The organism is Pseudahrensia aquimaris (assembly GCF_042676045.1).
Classification (GTDB): Bacteria; Pseudomonadota; Alphaproteobacteria; order Rhizobiales; family Rhizobiaceae; genus Pseudahrensia; species Pseudahrensia aquimaris.
The window spans coordinates 563,154-584,177 of sequence record NZ_JBHTJV010000002.1; the positions used below are offsets into that span (position 1 = coordinate 563,154).

Annotated in this window: 20 protein-coding genes and 1 other RNA gene; 10 read left to right on the forward strand and 11 right to left on the reverse strand. The window is 55.9% G+C overall.

From position 1 onward, the window contains the following. Nucleotides 1–55: 55 nt before the first annotated feature. Entirely contained in the window at nucleotides 56–1,186 is a 1,131-nt protein-coding gene (locus ACFQ14_RS02450; protein WP_377211109.1) for a HupE/UreJ family protein, read from the forward strand. A gap of 6 nt (nucleotides 1,187–1,192) precedes the next feature. Here ACFQ14_RS02450 and ACFQ14_RS02455 read toward each other — a convergent pair whose 3' ends face one another. The 5 genes from ACFQ14_RS02455 to ACFQ14_RS02475 all read right to left on the reverse strand — a co-directional run bounded on the left by ACFQ14_RS02455 (nucleotide 1,193) and on the right by ACFQ14_RS02475 (nucleotide 3,554). Further along, nucleotides 1,193–2,011: a TIGR00282 family metallophosphoesterase gene (locus ACFQ14_RS02455; protein WP_377211110.1), complete on the reverse strand. Its 819-nt coding sequence runs from the start codon at nucleotides 2,009–2,011 to the stop codon at nucleotides 1,193–1,195. Beyond that, nucleotides 2,008–2,625 (reverse strand): 5-formyltetrahydrofolate cyclo-ligase, encoded by a 618-nt coding sequence (locus ACFQ14_RS02460; protein WP_377211111.1) that lies wholly within the window; start codon nucleotides 2,623–2,625, stop codon nucleotides 2,008–2,010. Before ACFQ14_RS02460 ends, ACFQ14_RS02455 begins: the two co-directional genes overlap by 4 nt. A gap of 49 nt (nucleotides 2,626–2,674) precedes the next feature. After that, nucleotides 2,675–2,834, reverse strand: a non-coding RNA gene (ssrS, locus tag ACFQ14_RS02465) — 6S RNA. A 53-nt stretch (nucleotides 2,835–2,887) separates the two neighbouring features. Then, the gene (locus ACFQ14_RS02470) at nucleotides 2,888–3,226 is read right to left on the reverse strand and encodes a cell division protein ZapA (protein ID WP_377211112.1); all 339 of its coding nucleotides are present in this window, start codon (nucleotides 3,224–3,226) and stop codon (nucleotides 2,888–2,890) included. A gap of 4 nt (nucleotides 3,227–3,230) precedes the next feature. Next, nucleotides 3,231–3,554 carry a DUF4164 family protein gene (locus ACFQ14_RS02475; protein WP_377211113.1) on the reverse strand — a complete coding sequence of 108 codons (324 nt, stop codon included), beginning with the start codon at nucleotides 3,552–3,554 and terminating at the stop codon, nucleotides 3,231–3,233. Between the two features lie 382 nt (nucleotides 3,555–3,936). Here ACFQ14_RS02475 and tkt point away from each other — a divergent pair, with 382 nt between their 5' ends. Beyond that, nucleotides 3,937–5,925, forward strand: a complete 1,989-nt coding sequence (gene tkt, locus ACFQ14_RS02480) for a transketolase (RefSeq protein WP_377211114.1) — start codon at nucleotides 3,937–3,939, stop codon at nucleotides 5,923–5,925. A gap of 162 nt (nucleotides 5,926–6,087) precedes the next feature. Next, on the forward strand, nucleotides 6,088–7,101 hold the full coding sequence (gene gap / locus ACFQ14_RS02485) for a type I glyceraldehyde-3-phosphate dehydrogenase (protein WP_377211115.1): 1,014 nt from the start codon (nucleotides 6,088–6,090) through the stop codon (nucleotides 7,099–7,101). Here gap and ACFQ14_RS02490 read toward each other — a convergent pair. Beyond that, nucleotides 7,098–7,745: a hypothetical protein gene (locus ACFQ14_RS02490; RefSeq protein ID WP_377211116.1), complete on the reverse strand. Its 648-nt coding sequence runs from the start codon at nucleotides 7,743–7,745 to the stop codon at nucleotides 7,098–7,100. The genes gap and ACFQ14_RS02490 overlap by 4 nt on opposite strands. A gap of 79 nt (nucleotides 7,746–7,824) precedes the next feature. On the opposite strand from ACFQ14_RS02490, the gene ACFQ14_RS02495 reads away from it, so the two are divergent. Together ACFQ14_RS02495 and ACFQ14_RS02500 are read left to right on the forward strand one after the other, a co-directional pair. Further along, nucleotides 7,825–9,018, forward strand: a complete 1,194-nt coding sequence (locus ACFQ14_RS02495) for a phosphoglycerate kinase (protein ID WP_377211117.1) — start codon at nucleotides 7,825–7,827, stop codon at nucleotides 9,016–9,018. 122 nt (nucleotides 9,019–9,140) lie between these two features. Continuing rightward, nucleotides 9,141–10,166, forward strand: coding sequence for a class I fructose-bisphosphate aldolase (locus ACFQ14_RS02500; protein ID WP_377211118.1), 1,026 nt, complete (start codon nucleotides 9,141–9,143; stop codon nucleotides 10,164–10,166). A gap of 6 nt (nucleotides 10,167–10,172) precedes the next feature. On the opposite strand, the gene ACFQ14_RS02505 is transcribed toward ACFQ14_RS02500, so the two are convergent. Then, nucleotides 10,173–12,590 (reverse strand): DUF2235 domain-containing protein, encoded by a 2,418-nt coding sequence (locus ACFQ14_RS02505; RefSeq protein ID WP_377211119.1) that lies wholly within the window; start codon nucleotides 12,588–12,590, stop codon nucleotides 10,173–10,175. 96 nt (nucleotides 12,591–12,686) lie between these two features. On the opposite strand from ACFQ14_RS02505, the gene ACFQ14_RS02510 reads away from it, so the two are divergent. Continuing rightward, nucleotides 12,687–13,415 (forward strand): SGNH/GDSL hydrolase family protein, encoded by a 729-nt coding sequence (locus ACFQ14_RS02510; RefSeq protein WP_377211120.1) that lies wholly within the window; start codon nucleotides 12,687–12,689, stop codon nucleotides 13,413–13,415. Between the two features lie 78 nt (nucleotides 13,416–13,493). Continuing rightward, nucleotides 13,494–15,386, forward strand: a complete 1,893-nt coding sequence (locus tag ACFQ14_RS02515) for a propionyl-CoA synthetase (protein ID WP_377211121.1) — start codon at nucleotides 13,494–13,496, stop codon at nucleotides 15,384–15,386. Between the two features lie 9 nt (nucleotides 15,387–15,395). Here ACFQ14_RS02515 and ACFQ14_RS02520 read toward each other — a convergent pair whose 3' ends face one another. The 4 genes from ACFQ14_RS02520 to ACFQ14_RS02535 all read right to left on the reverse strand — a co-directional run bounded on the left by ACFQ14_RS02520 (nucleotide 15,396) and on the right by ACFQ14_RS02535 (nucleotide 18,124). Beyond that, the gene (locus tag ACFQ14_RS02520) at nucleotides 15,396–15,869 is read right to left on the reverse strand and encodes a copper chaperone PCu(A)C (RefSeq protein ID WP_377211122.1); all 474 of its coding nucleotides are present in this window, start codon (nucleotides 15,867–15,869) and stop codon (nucleotides 15,396–15,398) included. Between the two features lie 98 nt (nucleotides 15,870–15,967). After that, on the reverse strand, nucleotides 15,968–16,129 hold the full coding sequence (locus ACFQ14_RS02525; protein ID WP_377211123.1) for a DUF2256 domain-containing protein: 162 nt from the start codon (nucleotides 16,127–16,129) through the stop codon (nucleotides 15,968–15,970). A 6-nt stretch (nucleotides 16,130–16,135) separates the two neighbouring features. Next, nucleotides 16,136–17,392, reverse strand: a complete 1,257-nt coding sequence (locus ACFQ14_RS02530; RefSeq protein ID WP_377211124.1) for a hypothetical protein — start codon at nucleotides 17,390–17,392, stop codon at nucleotides 16,136–16,138. Nucleotides 17,393–17,515: 123 nt separating this feature from the next. Next, nucleotides 17,516–18,124 carry a DUF1134 domain-containing protein gene (locus tag ACFQ14_RS02535; protein WP_377211125.1) on the reverse strand — a complete coding sequence of 203 codons (609 nt, stop codon included), beginning with the start codon at nucleotides 18,122–18,124 and terminating at the stop codon, nucleotides 17,516–17,518. A 272-nt stretch (nucleotides 18,125–18,396) separates the two neighbouring features. Here ACFQ14_RS02535 and chpT point away from each other — a divergent pair, with 272 nt between their 5' ends. The 3 genes from chpT (at nucleotide 18,397) to ACFQ14_RS02550 (ending at nucleotide 21,011) form a co-directional block, all read left to right on the forward strand. After that, complete coding sequence (chpT, locus tag ACFQ14_RS02540; RefSeq protein WP_377211126.1) at nucleotides 18,397–19,047, forward strand: histidine phosphotransferase ChpT; 651 nt, start codon at nucleotides 18,397–18,399, stop codon at nucleotides 19,045–19,047. Between the two features lie 157 nt (nucleotides 19,048–19,204). Beyond that, nucleotides 19,205–20,047 (forward strand): outer membrane protein, encoded by an 843-nt coding sequence (locus tag ACFQ14_RS02545; protein ID WP_377211127.1) that lies wholly within the window; start codon nucleotides 19,205–19,207, stop codon nucleotides 20,045–20,047. 148 nt (nucleotides 20,048–20,195) lie between these two features. Beyond that, entirely contained in the window at nucleotides 20,196–21,011 is an 816-nt protein-coding gene (locus ACFQ14_RS02550; protein ID WP_377211128.1) for an outer membrane protein, read from the forward strand. Nucleotides 21,012–21,024: the final 13 nt, after the last annotated feature.

Here is a 21,024-nt window from a genome sequence, read left to right on the forward strand (position 1 = left end):
TGAGAGCGTGATTAAAGGGAGGCATAGTGTCAGTTGATTAGTTGAGTTGTATACGATGCGCCGCCTGCCTTTGTTCGGTTTCGCCCTCGCTTTCGTCTTGTCTTTTGTTGCCAGCGTCTACGCCCATGAAATACGTCCAGCGATTTTTGAACTGACGCTCAACGAGGATCGATCGTTTCAGCTCGATGTTTCAGCCAATATAGAGGCGATCGTTGCCGATATTGGCAGCGAACACGAAGACACGAGTGAAAGCCCAAATGCGCAGCGCTACAACGAATTGCGCACGCTTGAGCCTGCCGCGCTGGAAGAGGCATTCCGCGCCGTTGCGCCGGATTGGCTGGCAGCGGTCGGGCTGTCTTTTGGCGATAGCACTGCCGCCTTTGACATTGCGGGCATGACAATCCCTGAAGTGGGTGACACTGAGCTGGCTCGCCTTTCAACGTTGCAACTGACGGGCATGGTTCCAGAAGGCACACAGACGGTTGCGTGGGCTTATGCGTCACGTTATGGCGCTTCGATTTTGCGTATCAACCGTCCTGGCCAAGAGCAGTTTGCGCAATTCTTCAACACAGGTGCGGAAAGTGGGCCGATGGATTTATCGGTTGCTGAGGAGCGCACTTTCTGGGGAACCGTCAGCTACTACCTTTACCAAGGTTTCGTTCACATCATTCCTGCTGGTCTGGATCATATTTTGTTTGTTCTGGGCCTCTTCCTGCTTAGCCAGTCGTGGAAGCCACTTCTGGCGCAGGTCACGGCGTTTACAATCGCGCATACGATTACACTGGCACTGAGCGTAAACGGTGTGGTGGCTTTGGCACCATCAATCGTGGAACCGCTGATTGCGCTTTCGATCGTCTATGTGGCGGTTGAAAATATTCTGACGCAGAAACTTCATATCTGGCGACCGATCATTGTGTTCCTGTTCGGGCTTTTGCACGGGATGGGCTTTGCTGGTGTTCTGGGAGAAGTCGGCTTGCCCGCGGATTATTTCGCGACCGCGCTTATTTCGTTCAACGTGGGTGTGGAGATTGGTCAGCTGGCGGTGATCGCCATCGCTTTCGCCCTGGTCGGCTGGTTTATGCGCAAGTCCTGGTATCGTCGCCTGATTGTCATTCCCGCATCTTTGGGCATCGCTGCGATGGGCGCGTTCTGGTTCTTCGAACGGACGGGCTTTATCGGCGCGTAGTCGGGCTTAGAAGTCCGGCCAGACTTCGCTCAAGCGTCCGCCAACTCTTATGGGCGCGATGTTGGTGGCCAGCCCTGTGCGGTCGTCGGTTTGCACCATCACGCCGCTAATGGTTGCTGGACCTTCTGCCGGTTCCATCCGGTTCTTGCCGATCTTCGACAGAAAGCGATTGAGCGGTTCTTCCTTCGCCATGCCGATGGATGAATCGTAGTCGCCGCACATGCCCGCATCGCTCATATAGGCCGTGCCACCGCTTAGGATTTGGTGGTCGGCGGTTGGGATATGGGTGTGCGTGCCGACAACAAGGCTGGCGCGGCCATCAACGAAATGGCCGAAGCACTGTTTCTCGCTCGTCGCTTCCGCGTGGAAGTCTATCACCACCGCGTCCGCCGCTTCGCCCAGTGGGCAGGCTGCAAGTTCGCGCTCGGCGGCCTGGAACGGGTCGTCAAGATCGGGGTGCATGAAAAGGCGCCCCATGATGTTGGAGACCAGAACGCGCGCACCGTTTCTCGCTTCATACAGGTTTGAGCCGCGACCGGGCGTGCCGGACGGGTAGTTGGCAGGCCGTAAAAAGCGGTCTTCGCGCTGGCAGAAACCAAGTGCTTCTTTTTGGTCGAAGGCGTGGTTGCCTGTGGTGACGACATCTGCACCGGCTTCGATTGTTTGGTGATATATTTTTTCAGTAATGCCAAAGCCACCGGCTGCGTTTTCGCCGTTGACGATAACGAAATCCAGATCGAGTTTTTTGCGGGCATCCGGCAGGAAATCCCACACCGCTTCACGGCCTGTCTTTCCGCACATATCACCGAGAAACATCAGTCTCATGTATTGTTTCCTTTGGCGTCTATCACGCCTTTTTCGGTGATGACCGCATCAAGAAAGCGATCATGGGGTTCCATTGGCACTTCATCGGCCTGTTGCAAAGCGTAAGCCATTCCAATCAGTTTGGGCGTAATGCCTTTTGCGATGAGTTTGTCGATGGCGCGGTCGTAAAAGCCCGCTCCGTAGCCAATGCGTCCGCCGCGCGTATCGAACACGCTGAGCGGGACAAGCAGGATTTGAGGGTCGAGAACGGCAGCATTCTCATCTGGCCCGACAGTGCCAAACCCTGTTTTCACCATCGGTGCGCCGCGGATGAGTTCGCGGAAGATGATGGTGGTTTTATCGGTGACCACCGGCAGGCAAAGCCGCGCGCCGCGGGCGGCTAGGGTGGCCATCAAGGGGCGGGGGTCAATTTCGGAGCGGATGGGATGAAATCCCGCAACGACCGTGCCGGGCATGAATTCTTGATTGAGAGGCGCGTAGTTGGCGGCGAATTCTGCCGCAGCAAGCGAGGCTTCAATGCGCGCGTCTTCCGCCAGCGCATCGCGGCGGGAGAGGGCGGTCTTGCGAAGGTTGGCTTTTTGTTGGGTTGGGTTGTTCAAAACAAGTTCAGTCATGTCTGCCTATGCACGGTTTTGAACAAGTTCCCCGTTAAACGGAATGAGTAGGCGAGCCACATCGGCCGTGCGATATGTTTCGATCCCGGAAACCTACTAGGTAGGTGGGCGTCGTGTAGCCAAGACCACGGTCGAGGACAGGGACAACTCCCGTTCGGAATGGTAAGGCCCCGGGGATGTGAAGATCGACACAAACCGCGCAGCCCGCCAGAGCGCGAATATAGGGCGCGGCCGAGGGAATAGCTAGCTGCACTTGGGGCTGCTATGCCAATTTGCGTGTCACCGCCTCAATGCGCTCTGCGGTTTTGGTGAGGGCTGCTGCGATTTCGGCCTGTTGGCTGCCGGAATCCGCTTCGCGGTGCAATTCAGCCAGTTCCGCTTCCATGCCAGCGATTTTACGTTTCAATTCCACCAACTCGTCCTGCACCATAATACCGGCCATGACTGTGAGGCGCTGATCGCCGATTTCGCCGAAAGAACCCTTCAAAGAGGTGATCGTCTTATCGAAGCGCTTGGCGAGGTCGAGAAGATGGTCTTCCTGCCCCTCGTCGCACGCCATGCGATACGTCTTGCCGTTTATCTGAACTGCCACCTGAGGCATCATACTAACCTTTTTTCTCGATGACGCCGCGCACCATTTCCATAGCGCCGACGAGACGGCGGGACACTTCGCTGTTGACCTCTTTCAACCGCTCGGCGCGGGCCGCCGCAGCGTCGAGGTCACGGCCCAGACGGGCGCGGTCGTCTGCGAGACGTTGCAGTTCTTCGTCTTTGTCGGCTGGTACATAAGCGCCCGCTTTGTGCTCAAGTTTGTCGAGAGCATCGTTGAGTTTTTTCAAAGCAGCCGTAAGAGATTTTCCCTGGGCTTCGGCATCGCTCACGCCGACTTTGGGTTCTCTAGCCGCTTTGTCTTTGGCGTCTTCTGCCATGAAAGAGATGCTTTCTCTGTTTTCCAAAAAGCTGGCGCGCGCGTCTATTGCGTGCCTGCGTTAGTCGAACTCGTTCACAGTCAAACTCCAAAATGCTCAAATCGTCAATCAGCACGGGAGGTTATCCCGATGCATTTAGGCAAAGCACAAAGTGGCTGAAATTGTGACGTTTGCAGCAGTCTCCACAGAGGCGAATTTGTGACCACAGGTTGAATTGACTCATCGGGGCAGGGTGCTATGTCTCGCCCACTTTCCGGCAGGGCGTGGTGGAGACGTGCCTCAGGCATCCGCCGTTCCTGCCATTTGTCACACAGACCGTTGATCGTGTTGGGAAAAACATGGTGCGGCCAAGGCGAAGGAAGCGGACGTTCCGCGCAATTTCATGACCTCAGAATCGAAACATGCCGGTATGGCAAATGCCATCCGTTTTCTCTCTGCCGATGCGGTGCAAGCCGCCAATTCCGGCCATCCGGGCCTGCCAATGGGCGCAGCCGACATCGCAACGGTGCTTTTCACCCAGCATATGAAGTTTGACCCGAAGAACCCGAACTGGCCGGACCGCGACCGATTCGTTTTGTCTGCTGGCCACGGTTCGATGCTGCTTTATTCCTCGCTTTTCCTGCTGGGCTATGAAGACATTGACATGGATCAGATCCGCAATTTCCGCCAAATCGGTTCGAAGACAGCGGGTCACCCCGAATACGGCCACGCTGCTGGCATCGAGACAACAACGGGACCACTGGGCCAAGGCATCGCAAACGCTGTTGGCATGGCGATGGCGGAGCGCAAGCTGGCAGATGAGTTCGGTGCTGATATCGTCGATCACCACACCTACTGCCTTGTCGGCGATGGTTGCCTGATGGAGGGCATCAGCCAAGAGGCGATCACGCTTGCGGGTCATTTGAAGCTCAACAAGCTGATAGTGATCTGGGACAACAACAACATTTCGATTGATGGCCCGATTTCCGTGTCGGATTCCACCGACCAGATCATGCGGTTCAAATCCTGCCAGTGGAACACGATTGAGGTAGACGGCCACGACCCGGAAGACATTTCCGCCGCGCTGGAGCAGGCCAAGAAATCGGACAAGCCGACGATGATTGCAGCCAAGACCATTATCGGTTTCGGAGCGCCCACCAAGGCCGGTACTAAAGACGCGCATGGTGCGCCGCTTGGCAATGAAGAAATCAAGATCGCCCGCGAAACGCTCGGTTGGGACGCAGAGCCGTTCACACTGCCTGCCGATATTTGCGACGCTTGGCGCATTGCCGGTCTTCGTTCTGCACAGGCGCATAAGGAATGGCAGAAACGTTTGGAAACGAGCGACAGCACGTTGCGCGGCGAGTTTGAACGCCGTCAGCGGGGCGAATTGCCTGCCGGATTTGGCGATGCGATTGCCGCCTACAAGAAAGAGCTTGCCGACGAACAGCCAAAGAAAGCGACCCGCAAGGCTTCACAGGCGGCGCTTGAAGTCATTAACGGCGTGGTGCCGGAAACGATTGGCGGCTCGGCTGATCTGACTGGATCGAACAACACCAATACGAGTCAGACACCGCCGATTACGCCAGACGATTTTTCCGGTCGGTTTGTCCATTACGGTATTCGTGAGCACGCGATGGCGGCTGCAATGAACGGCATCGCGCTGCACGGCGGGCTTATTCCATATTCCGGTGGTTTTCTGATTTTCTCGGATTATTGCCGCCCATCTATTCGCCTTGCGGCGCTTATGGAGATCAGGGTTGTGCATGTGCTGACCCATGATTCCATCGGCCTGGGCGAAGACGGTCCGACCCATCAGCCGGTAGAGCAATTGGCTGCGTTGCGGTCGATCCCAAACCTCAATGTGTTCCGCCCTGCTGACGTGACCGAAACTGCCGAGTGTTGGCAATTGGCGCTTGAAGCGGAAAAGACTCCGTCGGCCATCGCGCTGACGCGCCAGGATTTGCCATCAGTTCGTGCGACGTTTGAAGCCGAAAACCTTTGCGCCCGGGGTGCTTACGAACTGGCTGCTGCCGAAGACGAAGCGCAGGTTTCTATCTTTGCCTCCGGTTCTGAGGTTGAACTGGCTTTGGAAGCGAAAGAGAAGCTTGATAGCGCCGGTGTGCCAACCCGCGTGGTTTCGGTGCCGTGTTTCGAGCTGTTCGAGACGCAAAGCGGCGAATACCGCGCCGCCACATTGGGTGATGCGCCTATCCGTGTGGGTGTGGAAGCTGCGGTTCGCCAAGGCTGGGACGCGATTATCGGTTCCGATGGCATCTTTATCGGCATGGACAGCTTCGGCGCGTCCGGGCCGTATAAGGAACTCTACGAGCATTTTGGCATAACCGCTGATGCGCTAGTGGATGCTGTTCAGGCACGGCTTCAGGCATAAATTCGGCCCTTCGACCAAAGAATAACGACAGTCCCCAATTTCAATCGTTTGATGTTTTTTCAAAGGGTGGTGCGCGGCAATTGCTGTCTTTAAGAGGCTGCCAAGAGCGCCGCTTGTCTGATCTTAGGCAAGCAGTCCGAGCATCTTCAGGGGCAGATATTCATGGCTATTCGTGTTGCCATCAACGGCTTTGGCCGCATCGGGCGTTTGACTTATCGCGCCATTCACGAGTTGGGTTGCGATGACATTGAAGTCGTCGCGATCAACAATTCCGGTCCTGTGGAAACCCACGCCCATCTGCTGCGCTATGACAGTGTGCACGGCAATTTCCCCGACAAGGTCAAGGTCGAAGACAACACGATCAATATCGGCCGTGGGCCCGTGCCGTTTTACGCAGACCGCAATCCCGCCAATCTGCCGTGGGGTGAGTTGGGCGTTGATATCGTTTTGGAATGCACTGGCGCGTTCAATTCCACTGAGAAAGCAATGCCGCATATCACGCAGGCGGGTGCTAAGCGCGTTCTGCTTTCTGCGCCGGGCAAGCCTGCTGACAAGACGATTGTTTACGGCGTGAACCACAACGATATCACCAGGGATGATCTGGTGATTTCCGCTGCTTCCTGCACCACAAACTGCCTTGCGCCGGTTGTCTTTGCCTTGAACAACGCCATCGGGATCGACCACGGTTTCATGACCACCGTCCATTCCTATACCGGCGATCAACCGACACTCGACCGTCACCACAAAGACGTCTACCGCGCCCGCGCGGCTGCTGTGTCCATGATCCCGACGTCTACGGGCGCTGCGAAGGCTGTTGGGCTGGTGATCCCGGAACTACAGGGCAAACTAGACGGGTCTGCCGTGCGTGTGCCGACGCCGAATGTGTCGCTCGTTGATCTGAAATTCGTCGCATCTCGCAAGACGACCGTTGAAGAAATTAACGAGGCCATGCGGGTGGCGGCATCAAGCGAACCGCTGCAAGGTATTCTGGATTATGATCCTGAGCCGAAGGTTTCCGTCGATTTCAACCACAATCCTGCGTCGTCCTGCTTTGCGCCGGCACAAACGCGGGTGATGAGCGACACGATGGTTCAGATCATGGCGTGGTATGACAACGAATGGGGCTTTTCGTGCCGCATGACGGACGTGACACGGGTCATGGGCGGGCTGCTCTAGTTCACGGGTGCGGTTGGCGCTGTTGGTGAACTTGCTGGCTGTCTTTTGGGGCGTGCGTAAGAGTTTCCTGTTGGCGCTTGCGCAGCAACCGTCTGACGCTGCGGCGTGAATTTGGTTGGACGTCCTTCCATGTGTCTGGAAACGAACATTGGAACGCTGTTTTGTCCGTAAACTTTCGCAACTGCTGAGTTTGCAAGGCCCTTGGCAAGGCGCGTGTCCGCTTTGGCCTTGTCGCTGGCAGCGGCAATGACTGCGCCAGCAATCCCGTTGATGGCGCCAGATCCCGCATCCAAATATCCAACGCGTGTTGCTGGTGTGACACCGCCCGCGACCACGCCTGCGATTGAGTTGGCATCGCCGATAAGCAGAGAGGCAAGCGGATTTTTGTAGTGAACCTTGTCGATGTTGATCTGCATCGTTTTTAAAGGCGCATCGGCAGGCATATAGGCGTTGTAGGCCTGCGCTGCTGCAAGGCTAGATTGACGTACTTTGGTGCTGATGTCGGAAGCCGCTTGCACGCCTGGATTGACTTCCACCTGAACATCGACGATCCGCATTTGAGGCAATTCGCTTGGCTTGACTGCGTTGGCGCAGGCAGAAAGCGTGAGTGTGGCGGCAAATGCCGCTGCGAGGTGAATGTTCATTGGATTGCTGCCGCCCGGAGTGTTTTAACAACCCGTAAATATATATGGTTACTCAAATCTTAACGTGTGAGCCGCACATATGACCTTTAAAACCCTCGACGATCTTCAAGACATTATCGGTAAGCGCGTTTTGGTGCGGGTGGATATCAATGTGCCGATGGACGGTGATCGGGTCAGCGATACTACGCGCATCGAGCGGGTGAAGCCGACGATTATGGAGCTTTCTGGCAAAGGCGCGAAAGTGATTTTGCTGGCGCATTATGGGCGGCCCAAAGGTCAGTATGTGCCGGAGATGAGCCTCGGGCGCATCGTTTCTGCAGTAGCGGACGTGCTGGGCGTTGCTGTCGGATTTGTTGGGACGAAGATGCCTGATGAAATCACCGCGCAAATTGCAAACATGGGCGATGGCGAGGTGCTGATGATGGAAAACACACGCTTCCACCCGGGCGAGGAAAGCAACGAGCCTGAATTTGCAAAGGCGCTGGCGGCAATGGGCGACATCTACGTCAACGATGCGTTCTCTGCAGCACACCGCGCTCATGCGTCTACCGAAGGCATTGCACAGCTTTTGCCTTCCTATGCGGGGCGCACGATGCAGCAGGAATTGGAGGCGCTGGAGGCAGGGCTCGGCAATCCTGACCGTCCTGTGATCGCGATCGTTGGCGGGGCCAAGGTGTCTACAAAGCTCGATCTGCTCGGCAATCTGGTGGCTAAAGTCGACCATCTGGTCATTGGCGGCGGTATGGCGAACACGTTTCTCGCCGCGCTCGGTCTGGGTGTCGGCAAAAGCCTGTGTGAGCACGATTTGGCGAACACTGCGCTTTCCATCGTTGCGAAAGCCCAAGACGCTGGCTGCGAAATCATACTGCCGGAGGATGTTGTCGTCGCGCAAGCGTTTGCAGCGCATAGCCCCAACCATGTTTGCGGGAGAGACGAAGTGCCGTCCGATATGATGATCCTGGATGCGGGGCCAAAAACGCTGGCACTGATTGAAAAGCGTATCGCTGCGGCCAAGACTTTGGTTTGGAATGGCCCGATGGGCGCATTCGAGATCGAGCCTTTCGATGCTGCAACAGTGGCTGCTGCGAAAGTGGCCGCCAAAGCGACGAAGGCTGGCACGCTGGTTTCCATCGCTGGTGGTGGCGATACGGTGGCAGCGCTCAACCATGCGGGTGTGGCCGACGATTTCACCTATGTTTCGACAGCGGGTGGTGCGTTTCTGGAATGGATGGAAGGCAAAGAATTGCCTGGTGTTGCAGCGCTGAGCGCCTGAGGCACGCTTTTCCACGGTCAATTTTCAACATAAACCGTTTGAAGTTTTGCGCGGGGATTGCGCCACGCCTGTTTGCTGGTAGCTAAGGCGAAACCTTTTGCCAAAGAGCTAGGAAATCCCCGATGAGTGAACGGCTTGATGATATTGCTTTCCAGATGGTCGAGCCCGGAAAGGGCATTTTGGCGGCGGACGAATCCACCGCGACAATCGGGAAGCGTTTTGATTCCATCGGTGTAGAGAACATCGAGGAGAACCGCCGCGATTATCGCGAGATGCTGTTTCGCTCCACCGAGGCGATGGAAAACTATGTCGGCGGCGTCATCATGTTTGAAGAAACGCTTTTTCAAAAAGCTGCCGATGGAACGCCATTTGTTGATTTGATCCGAGCCGCTGGTGCGGTGCCGGGCATTAAGGTCGATAAGGGCGCCCACCCGCTTGCTGGCCATCCCGGTGAGACGGTGACGGAAGGCTTGGACGGCCTGCGCGATCGTTTGAAAAAATACCATGAAGCCGGTGCTCGCTTCGCCAAATGGCGGGCGGTCATAACCGTTAGCGAAGATTTGCCAACTTTGGGTGGGTTGAAAGCCAACGCCCATGCCTTGGCCCGCTACGCTTCGCTTTGTCAGGAAGCGGGCATTGTGCCCATCGTAGAGCCGGAAGTGCAAATGGATGGCGACCCGGCAGACCATTCAATCGAACGCTGCCATGAAGTGACCAGCGCGATTTTGAAAACCGTTTTCGATGAGCTTTATGAACAGCAGGTCATGCTGGAAGGCATGATCTTGAAGCCGAACATGGTTGTTCCCGGTTGCAAGTGCTCGCGCCAATGCGATCCTGAAGAGGTGGCGGCGCATACTGTGTCTGTTCTGCTGCGCAATGTGCCAGCGGCTGTGCCGGGCATCGCGTTTCTCTCCGGCGGACAATCAGATATCGAAGCGACAGCGAACCTCTCTGCAATGAACGCAGAATATGAACTGCCATGGGCTGTGACCTATTCCTATGGCCGTGCCTTGCAGGCGGCGGCCCTTTCGGCTTGGGGTGGCAAGGCGGAGAATGTCGGCGCTGCCAGTGCTGCCTTCACCCATCGTGCACGAATGAATTCGTTGGCCTCGCTGGGTGAGTGGACGCAAGAACAGGAGGCTGGCTAGAGCCGCTTAAAACACCGGACCAAAAAACTCAGCTATCCGCACGTTGCCCCCGCCTTGATTGTTGGCGTAGAAGAATTGCCACCTTGCAGGCAATGGGCTGATGACGGCGTTGTTGATCGTCATGTAGGCGCGACCTTCTGCCGTAGAGGTGAACGTTGCGCTCCATTCGCTGCCATCTTCTGATAATTCAAAGTCTGTAACCTTTTGCAGCGTCGGAAACCGCTGTCCGATTGTGACGGCCGGCACGCCGAGTGCGCGGGTAGGATGGCGCTTTATGCTGATGGAGAACACTTTCGCGGCGAACGCATAGAATGTGTCTTCCAAGCCGTTGGGGCCTGCGGCGGCATATCCGTCTTTCCATGGAAAGCGGGCGGTGTTTCCCGTTTCCACTTTTGGTGTGAGCGTTACCCGATATTGCCCGCCTAAAACCACATCAACACCAGTGTCTATGCAGACCTGCCGGTTATTGAATGTGATCGGTTCTTTGGTTTGTGGTATGGGCGGGTTGCAAACGGCAAGCTGTGGCGAAGATCGGTCGCGCACATACAACACGCCCTGATTGATGCCGACGATCAGGATATTCAAAATGACGAGGCCGAAAAAAACCGTCATCAGGTTGTGCTTCAGTTTATGGAAGAAAAAGCGATACCAAGCGCTGTTGCGAAGCGTGTAAATCCAGCTTTTCTCCGGTTCTGGTGGTTTCGTGTCCGTTCGGCCCACCAGATAATGCCAGTAGCCGATCAGCGTCGCGTTGATGCCGTGGCGTATGCGGCGGCCCGTGACGATGGTGCCTGCAAACGCGATCAGCCCCAGCGTTATGATGGTTGGGTTGGCGCTGAAGACATCGGCCCAGGGTTGCGCTGGTCCGGGTAAGAGCGAAGCAAGGGTGCGGATGGGTTCGCGCAAGAAGCATAACGGGCTTTCGCAGGCTGAATTCTTCTCTGCACCCAGCAACCACGGTGAGGCTATGAGCGCGAACATCAAAATCATCTGAACCGCGAAAAGGATACGGCGCAACCAAACGTCGTCCCATGCCGCTTCCACATGAGCGTTGAACCGCTTGGCGGTGAAAAGCGGGTTCATAGGGTTTGCGTCCGGCACAAAGGCGCGCCCCTGCGTGTCCTGCGGTGTCCATTCGGATTCGTTAAGATGGAAATCGGCCTTGCGGTCGTAAACGGCGTGGTGGTCTTTGGCCTTCCATTTATCGACGATTTCGTAGTCGCGGTTGATAGCGATGGGCGCGTAGTCGGGGTTTTGTTTCATCCGATCAAAGACCGAATGGTGTATTTTGGGCTTGGCGGTGTAAATGTTGTTGCGCGGGTCTTCGGTCATTCGTGACAAGTTGCGCGGGTTGTAGCGGTAGACGAAACCGGCCCCGTCGCGCGGGTCCGCCAGTGGTGCGCAAACATCTTCTGCCGCTTTGAATTGATCCAATGCGCTTTCATCAAATCTGATGTTGTGGCCGAAGCGCAGCTTGTCGAACATCCAGTTCAGCGGCACCATTGAAAGCCCGTCATTGGCATAACCGCCGCCGACATGGGCATGCGCTCCGGCAAACCACACCTGCTCGATACGATCTCCCGGTTCCAGTTCCGGCACGGTGTGGGGATCGTTCCAATTTGGGTCTTTTGCTTCGTTGACGAGCTTTGGCCAGAACGAATGGCGCGGCTCATCCAGAGCAAGCGCGTGGCAGACTTGTCTCACATGGGGGCCAACGGTCCAGTCTTCCGGCTCGGTGGGAAAAAACAGCCACGAGAATGCATCGGTGAATTCCTGAACCGGACCGCCATAGGCGGACACCGTTTCGAACAGGCCCATGAAGGTGATATCGCGCGATGTATGACGGGCGAGATCGTCGAAATGGGTTTTATCTTCGCCAAAGCTCTTGCGGGTAAAACGGTTGCGCAGCCAACGCAGGGGGTGCAGCAGCGGGTTTCGTGCGGGGAACAGATCACTCAACCTTTGGAAAGCGATGTTTCCAGCACGGTCGATCTGCGTGGGGTCAATGCCGCCCTCGGCGCGGCCCAGTTTCAAAATGCCGTTCAACGCCACCATTGAGGCGAGCAGACGCATGGTGAAAGCGCCACGTGAAAAGCCGATCAGATAGATCTCGGCGCCTTCCTCATATTGCAGGCACAAGAAGCGGTAGAGATCGAGAACGTTCTGCTTCAGCCCAAAGCCGAAAATCCCTGCGATGATCGTCAGCGGGCGAAAGGAAGAGGTGCCGACACCATTGTCATACAGCGCGACCTGGATCGGTTCGCCCTCCCCACTTTTTTCGAGCGCCTGATACATGCGCCAGACATTGGTTTTGGTGAGTGTAGAAGCGGCGTTGCCGGTGCCGTCTGAAAACAGGAAAATGCGCTTGGGCGCTTTCGGCGGGGTCTTGCCCGCATGGTGATCGCCCCGCGCCTTCTTGCTCATTGATTTTCCCTTGGCCTTTTTGCTTTAGACAATCATTGCGCAAAAGCCGCCGCAAGGGCGTGACATTTGCTACGTTTGGCTTCAATAGACCGCGCTATGAATACCGCTCTCGCTTCTTTCTTATCTTGGCTCGCACTGCCGGTCTATTTTGGCCAGGGCGCGTGGGTGCGCATGAATTCAATGCGTCTGCCGCCGCCCGTAGGGCCGCTTCATGGTGTGTTCGGTAAAGGTGAGCCGAGCCTACGCTTGCTTGTGGTGGGCGATTCATCTGCGGCTGGCGTGGGTTTGGAGACAACGAACGATCAGCTTGGACCGCAGATGGCGCGAAAGCTGCACGAGACTACTGGCAAGACGGTGAGTTGGAGAACCAGCGGCCACAACAGCGCAACGGCGGGGCAGGTGCGCGACTATGTGGTGCCGCATCTTGAGCCATCCGACTACACCCATATTGTCCTTATGCTTGGCACCAACGACATGAAGAATTTCCATTCCGGCCCGCGCTGGAAGAAGGAATTCGGCACGCTGATCTACGCACTGTGCACGCGCTTTCCGGCCTCCACTATCCTGTGGCATCAGGCGATTGACCTTTCTGTCGCGCCAGCACTGCCGCACCCGCTGGCAACGATTTTGAATTGGCGCAAACAGGTGCTGAACCGCATCGGCGCGAAACTGTGTCTGGAGCGCGGGGCCGTCTGCGTGCCGCCGTTACCGGACGTGACAGCGGCGGGATTTTGCCTCGACGGCTTCCACGCCAATGCCGGGGGCTATGATGCGTGGGCCGATCATATGATTGCGCACATGGATGTGTCCGACACGGCGTCTTAGCAAAAAGTGGCGATAGACGCTCTTGCAGCAGCGCTGTAGATCAGAGGTCGCACAGTTTGGCGCATTTGGGAGGACGTTATGGGCGCGTATCGCGAACTCTACCAAGGTTGGAAAGACAATCCGGAAGGTTTCTGGATGGAGGCTGCCGGTCAGATCGACTGGATGCGTTCTCCGACGAAAGCGTTTCACGCGGATGAAGGGATTTACGGGCGCTGGTTTGCCGATGGCACGCTGAACACTTGCTACAACTGCGTCGACCGTCACGTGGAAGCAGGGCGTGGCGATCAAGCGGCTATCATTTACGACAGCCCGATTACCGGAAGCGCCCGCACCTACACGTTTTCTGCCTTGCAAGACGAAGTCTCCGCGCTCGCTGCCGTTATTCGCGCACGGGGCGTGGAGAAGGGCGACCGGGTTATCATTTACATGCCGATGGTGCCAGAAGCCGCGATTGCCATGTTGGCGTGCGCTCGGTTGGGAGCGGTTCATTCCGTCGTCTTCGGAGGGTTTGCAGCCGCCGAACTAGCAACGCGCATAGACGATTGTGCGCCCAAACTCATCATCTCGGCTTCGTGTGGCATCGAGCCGGGGCGTGTGATTGCCTATAAGCCGCTGCTTGATGAAGCGATCGAGATTTCAAAGAACAAGCCGCAAAGCACGATCATTCTCGCGCGGGAGCAGCAGGGCTGTGATTTGATCGAGGGACGTGACTTCGACTATGCGAGCGAAGTTGCAAAGGCCAAAGGCACTGACGTTCCCTGCGTGGAAGTGGCGGCAACGGACCCGCTCTACATCCTTTATACATCCGGCACGACCGGCCAGCCAAAAGGCGTTGTACGTGACAATGGTGGCCATGCGGTGTCGCTCCATTGGTCTATGAAGAACATCTACAATGTTGACCCAGGCGAGGTTTATTGGGCGGCGTCCGATGTCGGCTGGGTCGTTGGCCATTCCTACATCGTCTATGCGCCGCTTCTGCACGGCAACACAACGATCCTGTTTGAGGGCAAGCCCGTTGGGACGCCGGATGCCTCAACCTTCTGGCGGGTGATGGCTCAGCACAAAGTAGTTTCGTTCTTTACGGCTCCAACCGCCTTTCGAGCGGTGAAGAAAGAGGATCCTGAAGGCAAGCTCGCCGGCGAATTCGATCTATCAGCGCTCAAAATAATCTATCTGGCGGGCGAGCGGGCTGACCCTGATACGATCCATTGGTTGGAGAATGTCTCCGGCAAGCCGGTAATTGACCATTGGTGGCAGACGGAAACGGGCTGGACGATAGCGGGCAATCCAATTGGTGTGGAAATGCTGCCGATCAAATATGGCTCCCCCACGGTTGCGATGCCGGGTTACGACATTCAGGTGCTGGACGACGAGGGGCACTCCCTTGCCGCAGGCGAGTTGGGCAACGTGGTGGTGAAACTGCCGTTGCCGCCGGGTTGTTTTCCGACTCTGTGGAATGCAGATGAGCGCTTTAAGCAGGCGTATCTGGAGGAGTTTCCCGGCTACTACAAAACCGCTGACGCGGGGATTATGGACGAGGATGGATACCTCTTCATCATGGCTCGCACTGACGACATCATCAACGTTGCTGGCCATCGCCTTTCGACAGGCGGAATGGAAGAGGTGATCGCGAGCCACAAAGATGTTGCTGAATGCGCAGTGATCGGGATTGCAGATGATCTCAAGGGGCAGTTGCCTGCCGGATTTATGATCCTTAATTCCGGTGTCAACCGACCGATTGACGAGATCAAGGCGGAAGTCATCAAACTGGTGCGCGAAAAGATCGGGCCGGTGGCGGCGTTCAAGATTGCCGTTCCAGTCAAGCGATTGCCGAAAACGCGGTCAGGCAAAATTTTGCGGGCGACAATGCAAAAGGTCATCGATGGGGCGGACTTTAAAATGCCCGCCACAATCGATGATCCTGCGATTCTAGATGAAATTCGCGATAGCTGGAAAGATCATGTGGGGTGAGATCAGCCCTCAGTTCATTTCCATCGTTTCGGCAAGCGATTTCACGGTAAAGGTGAGATCGACGCTGCCCGCTTTTTCAAACGTCAGCGTGACCTTGCGCTCTTCGCCTTTCGACAGCGGCTCTTTCAGGCGCATGAACATAAGGTGATAGCCGCCGGGCTTCAGCGTGACAGTCTCGCCAGCAGGGATTTCAAGCCCTTCTTCGAGATGCTTCATCTTCATCACGTCGTCTTGCATTTTCATCTCATGCACTTGGCTCATGCCTGCAAAATCTGCGGACACGCTGACGAGACGGTCAGCTTCGCTACCGTTGTTGGTGATTTTGATATAGCCACCGCCGACTTTCGCCGTGGCTGGTGTTGCCCGAGCAACGGGCTCGCTGAGCGTTAGGTCACCAATGACTGTATCGGCTGCGATTGCGGAAAAGGTCAGCAAGGCAACAGTGGCAAAGCTGCTTACCAGGGTAGTGATGGTGCGTCTCATGAAACTGCCGGATTTGGTTGTTCTCTCAAGTCTGATTACACGGCAATATGGCAATCACAAGATAAGTACGCCGGAAGTTTGTGACGCAGTGCCGGCCGTTAAGAAGCCTGCTGGTCAGTCTTTTTGGGGCGGTTGGTGGCGCATCGCTTGGAGCAGTATTTCACCTCGTCCCAATTGCGCTCCCACTTTTTGCGCCACGTGAATGGGCGGCCGCAAGTTACGCAATCCTTTTCTGGCAAAATGGGCTTCTTGTGGGCCATGCCGCTCTAGGCTTTTTCCGCCGCTTGCTGAATGGCACGGATACGGTCTGCGAGAGAATTGACCTCCGATTGCGCGCTCTTGCCAGCGTCCGTGCGCTTGCCTTTGAGCGCCAGCGCTTCGTTGATGGGCGAGTCAGGGCCTTCCAGTTGTGCGGTCATCGCTGTCACTTTTGCGGCCAGATCATTGATGCGTTCGCGGATGATCGCATTTTCGCGTCGCTCCACTTCCCAATCTTCTCCGCTTGCCAATTGTGTGCCCTGCAATTCAGCTTTTAACGCATCGCGCTCGGCTTCGGCCATTTTGAGGCGATCGCGCAGTTCGCGGCGCTCGGTTTCAAATGTGGCAATGGCATTTTCAACGTTTTCGCCTGAAGCATCCCGCATCAGTGATTCCATGCGCAATGCGGCATCAGCCAGTTCGGCTTTAAGTTTCACGTTTTGCTCTTGCAGGTTGCTTGCGTCACCTTGTGCCTTAGACGCGCGTTTGTCGTCGCTGCCTGCTCTTTCCTTCAGCTTGGCGAGATCGCGGTCGCGGCGTTCGAGGCGGGCTTCCATGTCGGCCATAGTGGAGGTGAGGCGGGATATTTTTTCGTCAAGGTCGGCTGCACGCCTGATTTCCCGTTCGGCAATGATCTTGCTGGCTTTTGCTTCTTCGCGGGCGGCATCGGCTTCGTTGCGAAAGGACTTAACCTGATTTTTCAGTTCGCGGACTTCGTCAGTCACTCCATCAAGACGGGTTTCGCGAGCGACAAGTTCAATTTTTTGATCGTCAAATTCGCTCATGACGGTTTTGTATCGGCGGTCAAGCGCTTCAAGGCTTGCTGCTTTTTCCTCAAGCTGGGTTTCCAAAGATCGCAGCGCGAATGTGGTTTCGGAAAGTTTTTCTTCGCGGTCATGAAGTTCCGCACGCAGTTCTTCGGACTGGTTTTGCAATTCGGCAATCCGCTCGCCGCGTTTTTCCTGTTCGTCTTCCAGCGCCAAAACTTCGTCGCGGCGGCGGTTGATTTCAATCAGTTGTTCGGCAGCGCGTTCCTTCAGATCCTCAAGGCTGACTTCGAGGCGACGGGTGCTCATCGCGAATTCTGCCCGCAGCTGGTCTTTGTCCGCTTGAATTTCGTTGAGGGTAAGCGGGACCGAACTTTCGATCTTCTGGCGTGTGAGCACGACTGCGCGCCGCCATATCGCGGGCGCGACCATCAGCGCGAGCAGGGCGCTGGCTAAAAACCCAAGGGCGAAGAATAAACCGCTTTCAAGCACGGGCACAGGCTTTCATCAGGGTTACTGAACAATGAAAAAAGCCTGCCACGGGGGCAGGCTCTTCACAAGGATTGTGTGCTGATGCTCGCGGACTTTCCGTCAACAGCGTAAACGCGGGTGTTTGGAGCCCTAGAAAGGGTTCCAGGTCGCGTATGGCCGCATTTTCAAATAACCGACATTAACGCCAAGACGGGCACCAACGCCGGTGCGCACGGGCACAAGAATCGTGTCGCCGTGTTTCATAACTGTCATGCCAAGGCCACCAACCAGATAGGCGGAGCCGGAAACACCGACATAGCGGCGGAAAATCTTGTCGGTCTCGTTGAGATTGTAGACCAGCATCATGGAGCGGTTGCCATCGCCGCCGAAATCCCAGCCGATGGATGGCCCTTGCCAATAGACTTTATGATCGCCCGCATTTTTGGTGTAGAGTGTGCCTTCGCCGTAGCGCAGGCCGCCGACAAGTGCGCCGGAGGCCTCTTCGCCCAAGACATAGCCGTTTGGCAGACCGTAATTGCTCACCGCCCGCTCAATCAGCGAGGCGAGGCCGGAGGATGTGGAGCCAAAGAACTTATGGCCAACATTCACCAATTCGCCAGACGAGAAAGCCTGAGTTTGCGAAGCGTGCGCAATGGTTGGCGCGTTGGGCAGCAGTGCGGGGGCGGAAACGGCCAGCGCAAGCGCGAGGCCCGTTACGGCAAGAGTGGCTTTTGCTTTGGTGCGGATAAATTTCAACATAGGGTCAACCTCCATTGGAAGACGAAAAACGCATGAACCTCGTGAACGGGAGGCTTGGTCCCGATGTGGCCAACAAATGCGGCAACAGGCGGGATATCGATATAATTTGAATGAAAAGGTTTGCGTTTAAGTAAACAAAGGCTTTCACCGCTTTTGAAAGCCGCGTTGAGCTTGGCAGGAATCGCGGGCTTGTGTAACGCAGGGGCAGTCTGGTTTTGCGGGTGATTCGTTCAACAGTATTTGCGCATCGCCCGATCCATGAGGGGATCACCATGCCTGAATTGCCTAAACTTTCCGCACTTGATTTGGCGGCTTTGCTCGCCAGCCGCATTTGTCATGACATCATCTCCCCCGTTGGCGCGCTGGCCAATGGGCTGGAGGTGCTGGGCGAAGATCAGGGCGAGGAAATGCAAGAATTCGCTATGGAACTCATTCAGAAGAGCGCGAAATCTGCATCTGCCAAGTTGAAATTCTCCCGTCTGGCCTTCGGTGCATCCGGTTCTGCCGGTGCCTTTATCGATACGGGCGAGGCGCAAGAAGTTGTCGCTCTTTATATGGAAGGCGAAAAGTCTGACATGGAATGGCAAGGCATGCGCTCTCTTGTGCCGAAAAACCGTGTGAAGCTTCTGCTCAATCTGGTGCTTTTGGCGCTTGGTGCTGTGCCACGTGGCGGTGTTTTGCACATATCCATACATGGCGAAGGTGAAACGGCGACATTCGATATCAGATGTGTTGGCCCGCGTGCGCGGGTGCCATCTGAATTTGTGTCTATGTTGAATGGGGTGGTGGAAGACGAAGAGGAAGAGATTTCCGCCCACGGTGTTCAGCCCTATTACACCATCCTTTTGGCCCAAGAATGTGGTCTTTCTCTAACGGCTACGGCCGATGGAGAGGACATTGTGTTGAAAGCTGCACAACGCTAAACCCTTTTATTTGCTGACGTTTACGAAGAATTATCCTTACCAAACGCGGTTAAAAAATACGGTTAAGCGTGCTTTAACCAATCGCTGTCATCTTCCTTCCCGAACCGTATGTTCACCGTGGGCATAAGCTCACGGTTCAGTAAGGAAGGACGATGTTATGGGCACCGTAACAAAACTCTCTGGACTGGCTGCTGCTGTCGCGATGACAGTTGGCGCGATGTCCCTATCTCCGGCTATTGCAGCCGATCTGCTTGTTGACCCCCCGGTCATCGAAGCACCCGAAACATATTCGACGGGCGGTTGGTATCTGCGTGGCGATATCACCTACGATTTCCGCTCCTCCGAGGGTGGCACGTATTACGAAAACGGCATGGGCATGTTTTCCGATGTCGATATGGATGATTCCTACGATATCGGCATCGGTATCGGTTATCAGATCAACGATTACCTCCGTGCAGACGTGACGGGTGAGTATGTGTTCGGCGCTGAATGGCGCGGCAACACGTTGAACCCAGACTTCACCTGCGCCGGCCTTCAAGCCGCTGGCGGTGGTTCGATCACAGACGGCACCGAGCCTGGCACATGCGCCACGAACGAGAGTGCCGATGTTTCCATGATCAAACTCTTGGGTAACGCATACCTCGATCTTGGCACGTTTGGCGGTTTCACGCCGTATGTTGGTGCCGGTATCGGTGGCGCATACGTCATGTATGACGACTACAAGTCGACCACGACTGGTACGGTTCAGGCTTGCTGCTTGACCCTCGATCAGCGTGCTGACGACTTTGGCGGCGAAAGCTCCTGGCGCTTTGCATACGCGCTTCATGCTGGTGCATCTTTTGATGTCTCCCACAAAATGAAGCTCGATGTTGGCTATTCCTACACCGACATTTCTGGCGGTGCGATGGGCTCTTTCCTGGGTGGCGGCAAGCCACGCGCATATGACGACGGTTTCACCGATCACGTCATCCGCGCAGGCGTTCGCTACTCTCTCTGGTAGGTCCGACCTAACAAGCTGCGGGCCGGCTGCCCATAACGGCCGGTCCGCCGCCTTCGCGCAATGCGTTGAGGGCAAAGCCTGAAAAGGCAATTTCTTTTCGCGTCACCAATGGGGTGACTGTGTAACCAAGCTCGCTGGAGTGGCTTCGATGGATATCAAATGGGGCAGTGTTAAAGCTCTCGGACTGGCGCTATGCATGGCAGGCGCAGTGATCGCAAACCCGGCTATGGCCGCAGATCTCGATCCTCCAGTCTTCGAACAGACCGAGGTGACCGAGGTCGAATTTGGCTCCGGTTGGTATATCCGCGGCGATATTGGTGTGGGCATTTCCGAGCTGGAAGACAGCGAAGTCGGTAATCTTGGGCATCCTGTTAAAGCATCAGCTGCCGTTGGTTACAGCATGACCGAAAACGTGCGTTTGGAAGCAGCGCTTGGTTTTTACCAAAACCTCGCATCGCGCTCGACCGGAGACATTTCATGCGGCACGGAACCTAATCCAAACGATCCCAATGGTGGTGATATCCCGATTACGGGTGATTGCTACTCGGTGTCTGAATCCGAGCCGTGGGCGGCCAATCTGATGGCCAACGTCTATTACGATTTGCCTGAATTTGGCAGCTTCCAGCCCTATGTGGGTGCTGGTGCCGGTTTTGGTTTCGTACGCCGTGGACCTTTGGAGCGCGCTTATTACTGCCGGGGCGACAATGCATCTGATTGCGGTGTTGCAGGCGGCGCGGGCGTCAACCAGATTGGCGACACTGACAACTTTGAGACCGATGGTCAGTTTGTCGGAAGCTTCAACGCTATGGCTGGTGTTTCATACTCACTCACGCAAAACACCAAACTCGATTTGGGCTATCGCTTTACATACTTGGGCGGCAGTCGCCGTTATGCAGACCGTGACGAAGCCGATGCGTGGACGATGAATGAAGTCACCGCCGGCATTCGCGTCGAACTCTGGTAAGCTACCAGCGCCA

What these genes read in the sequence shown, in the direction of transcription:
- ACFQ14_RS02500 (WP_377211118.1), top strand. Translation starts at nt 9,141, where the DNA reads ATGAGTGAACGGCTTGATGATATTGCTTTCCAGATGGTCGAGCCCGGA.
- ACFQ14_RS02450 (WP_377211109.1), top strand. Translation starts at nt 56, where the DNA reads ATGCGCCGCCTGCCTTTGTTCGGTTTCGCCCTCGCTTTCGTCTTGTCT.
- ACFQ14_RS02470 (WP_377211112.1), bottom strand. Translation starts at nt 3,226, where the DNA reads ATGCCTCAGGTGGCAGTTCAGATAAACGGCAAGACGTATCGCATGGCG.
- ACFQ14_RS02475 (WP_377211113.1), bottom strand. Translation starts at nt 3,554, where the DNA reads ATGGCAGAAGACGCCAAAGACAAAGCGGCTAGAGAACCCAAAGTCGGC.
- ACFQ14_RS02520 (WP_377211122.1), bottom strand. Translation starts at nt 15,869, where the DNA reads ATGAGACGCACCATCACTACCCTGGTAAGCAGCTTTGCCACTGTTGCC.
- ACFQ14_RS02525 (WP_377211123.1), bottom strand. Translation starts at nt 16,129, where the DNA reads ATGGCCCACAAGAAGCCCATTTTGCCAGAAAAGGATTGCGTAACTTGC.
- ACFQ14_RS02490 (WP_377211116.1), bottom strand. Translation starts at nt 7,745, where the DNA reads ATGAACATTCACCTCGCAGCGGCATTTGCCGCCACACTCACGCTTTCT.
- chpT (WP_377211126.1), top strand. Translation starts at nt 18,397, where the DNA reads ATGCCTGAATTGCCTAAACTTTCCGCACTTGATTTGGCGGCTTTGCTC.
- ACFQ14_RS02510 (WP_377211120.1), top strand. Translation starts at nt 12,687, where the DNA reads ATGAATACCGCTCTCGCTTCTTTCTTATCTTGGCTCGCACTGCCGGTC.
- ACFQ14_RS02550 (WP_377211128.1), top strand. Translation starts at nt 20,196, where the DNA reads ATGGATATCAAATGGGGCAGTGTTAAAGCTCTCGGACTGGCGCTATGC.
- ACFQ14_RS02505 (WP_377211119.1), bottom strand. Translation starts at nt 12,590, where the DNA reads ATGAGCAAGAAGGCGCGGGGCGATCACCATGCGGGCAAGACCCCGCCG.
- ACFQ14_RS02535 (WP_377211125.1), bottom strand. Translation starts at nt 18,124, where the DNA reads ATGTTGAAATTTATCCGCACCAAAGCAAAAGCCACTCTTGCCGTAACG.
- ACFQ14_RS02515 (WP_377211121.1), top strand. Translation starts at nt 13,494, where the DNA reads ATGGGCGCGTATCGCGAACTCTACCAAGGTTGGAAAGACAATCCGGAA.
- tkt (WP_377211114.1), top strand. Translation starts at nt 3,937, where the DNA reads ATGACCTCAGAATCGAAACATGCCGGTATGGCAAATGCCATCCGTTTT.
- ACFQ14_RS02545 (WP_377211127.1), top strand. Translation starts at nt 19,205, where the DNA reads ATGGGCACCGTAACAAAACTCTCTGGACTGGCTGCTGCTGTCGCGATG.
- ACFQ14_RS02455 (WP_377211110.1), bottom strand. Translation starts at nt 2,011, where the DNA reads ATGAGACTGATGTTTCTCGGTGATATGTGCGGAAAGACAGGCCGTGAA.
- ACFQ14_RS02495 (WP_377211117.1), top strand. Translation starts at nt 7,825, where the DNA reads ATGACCTTTAAAACCCTCGACGATCTTCAAGACATTATCGGTAAGCGC.
- ACFQ14_RS02460 (WP_377211111.1), bottom strand. Translation starts at nt 2,625, where the DNA reads ATGACTGAACTTGTTTTGAACAACCCAACCCAACAAAAAGCCAACCTT.
- gap (WP_377211115.1), top strand. Translation starts at nt 6,088, where the DNA reads ATGGCTATTCGTGTTGCCATCAACGGCTTTGGCCGCATCGGGCGTTTG.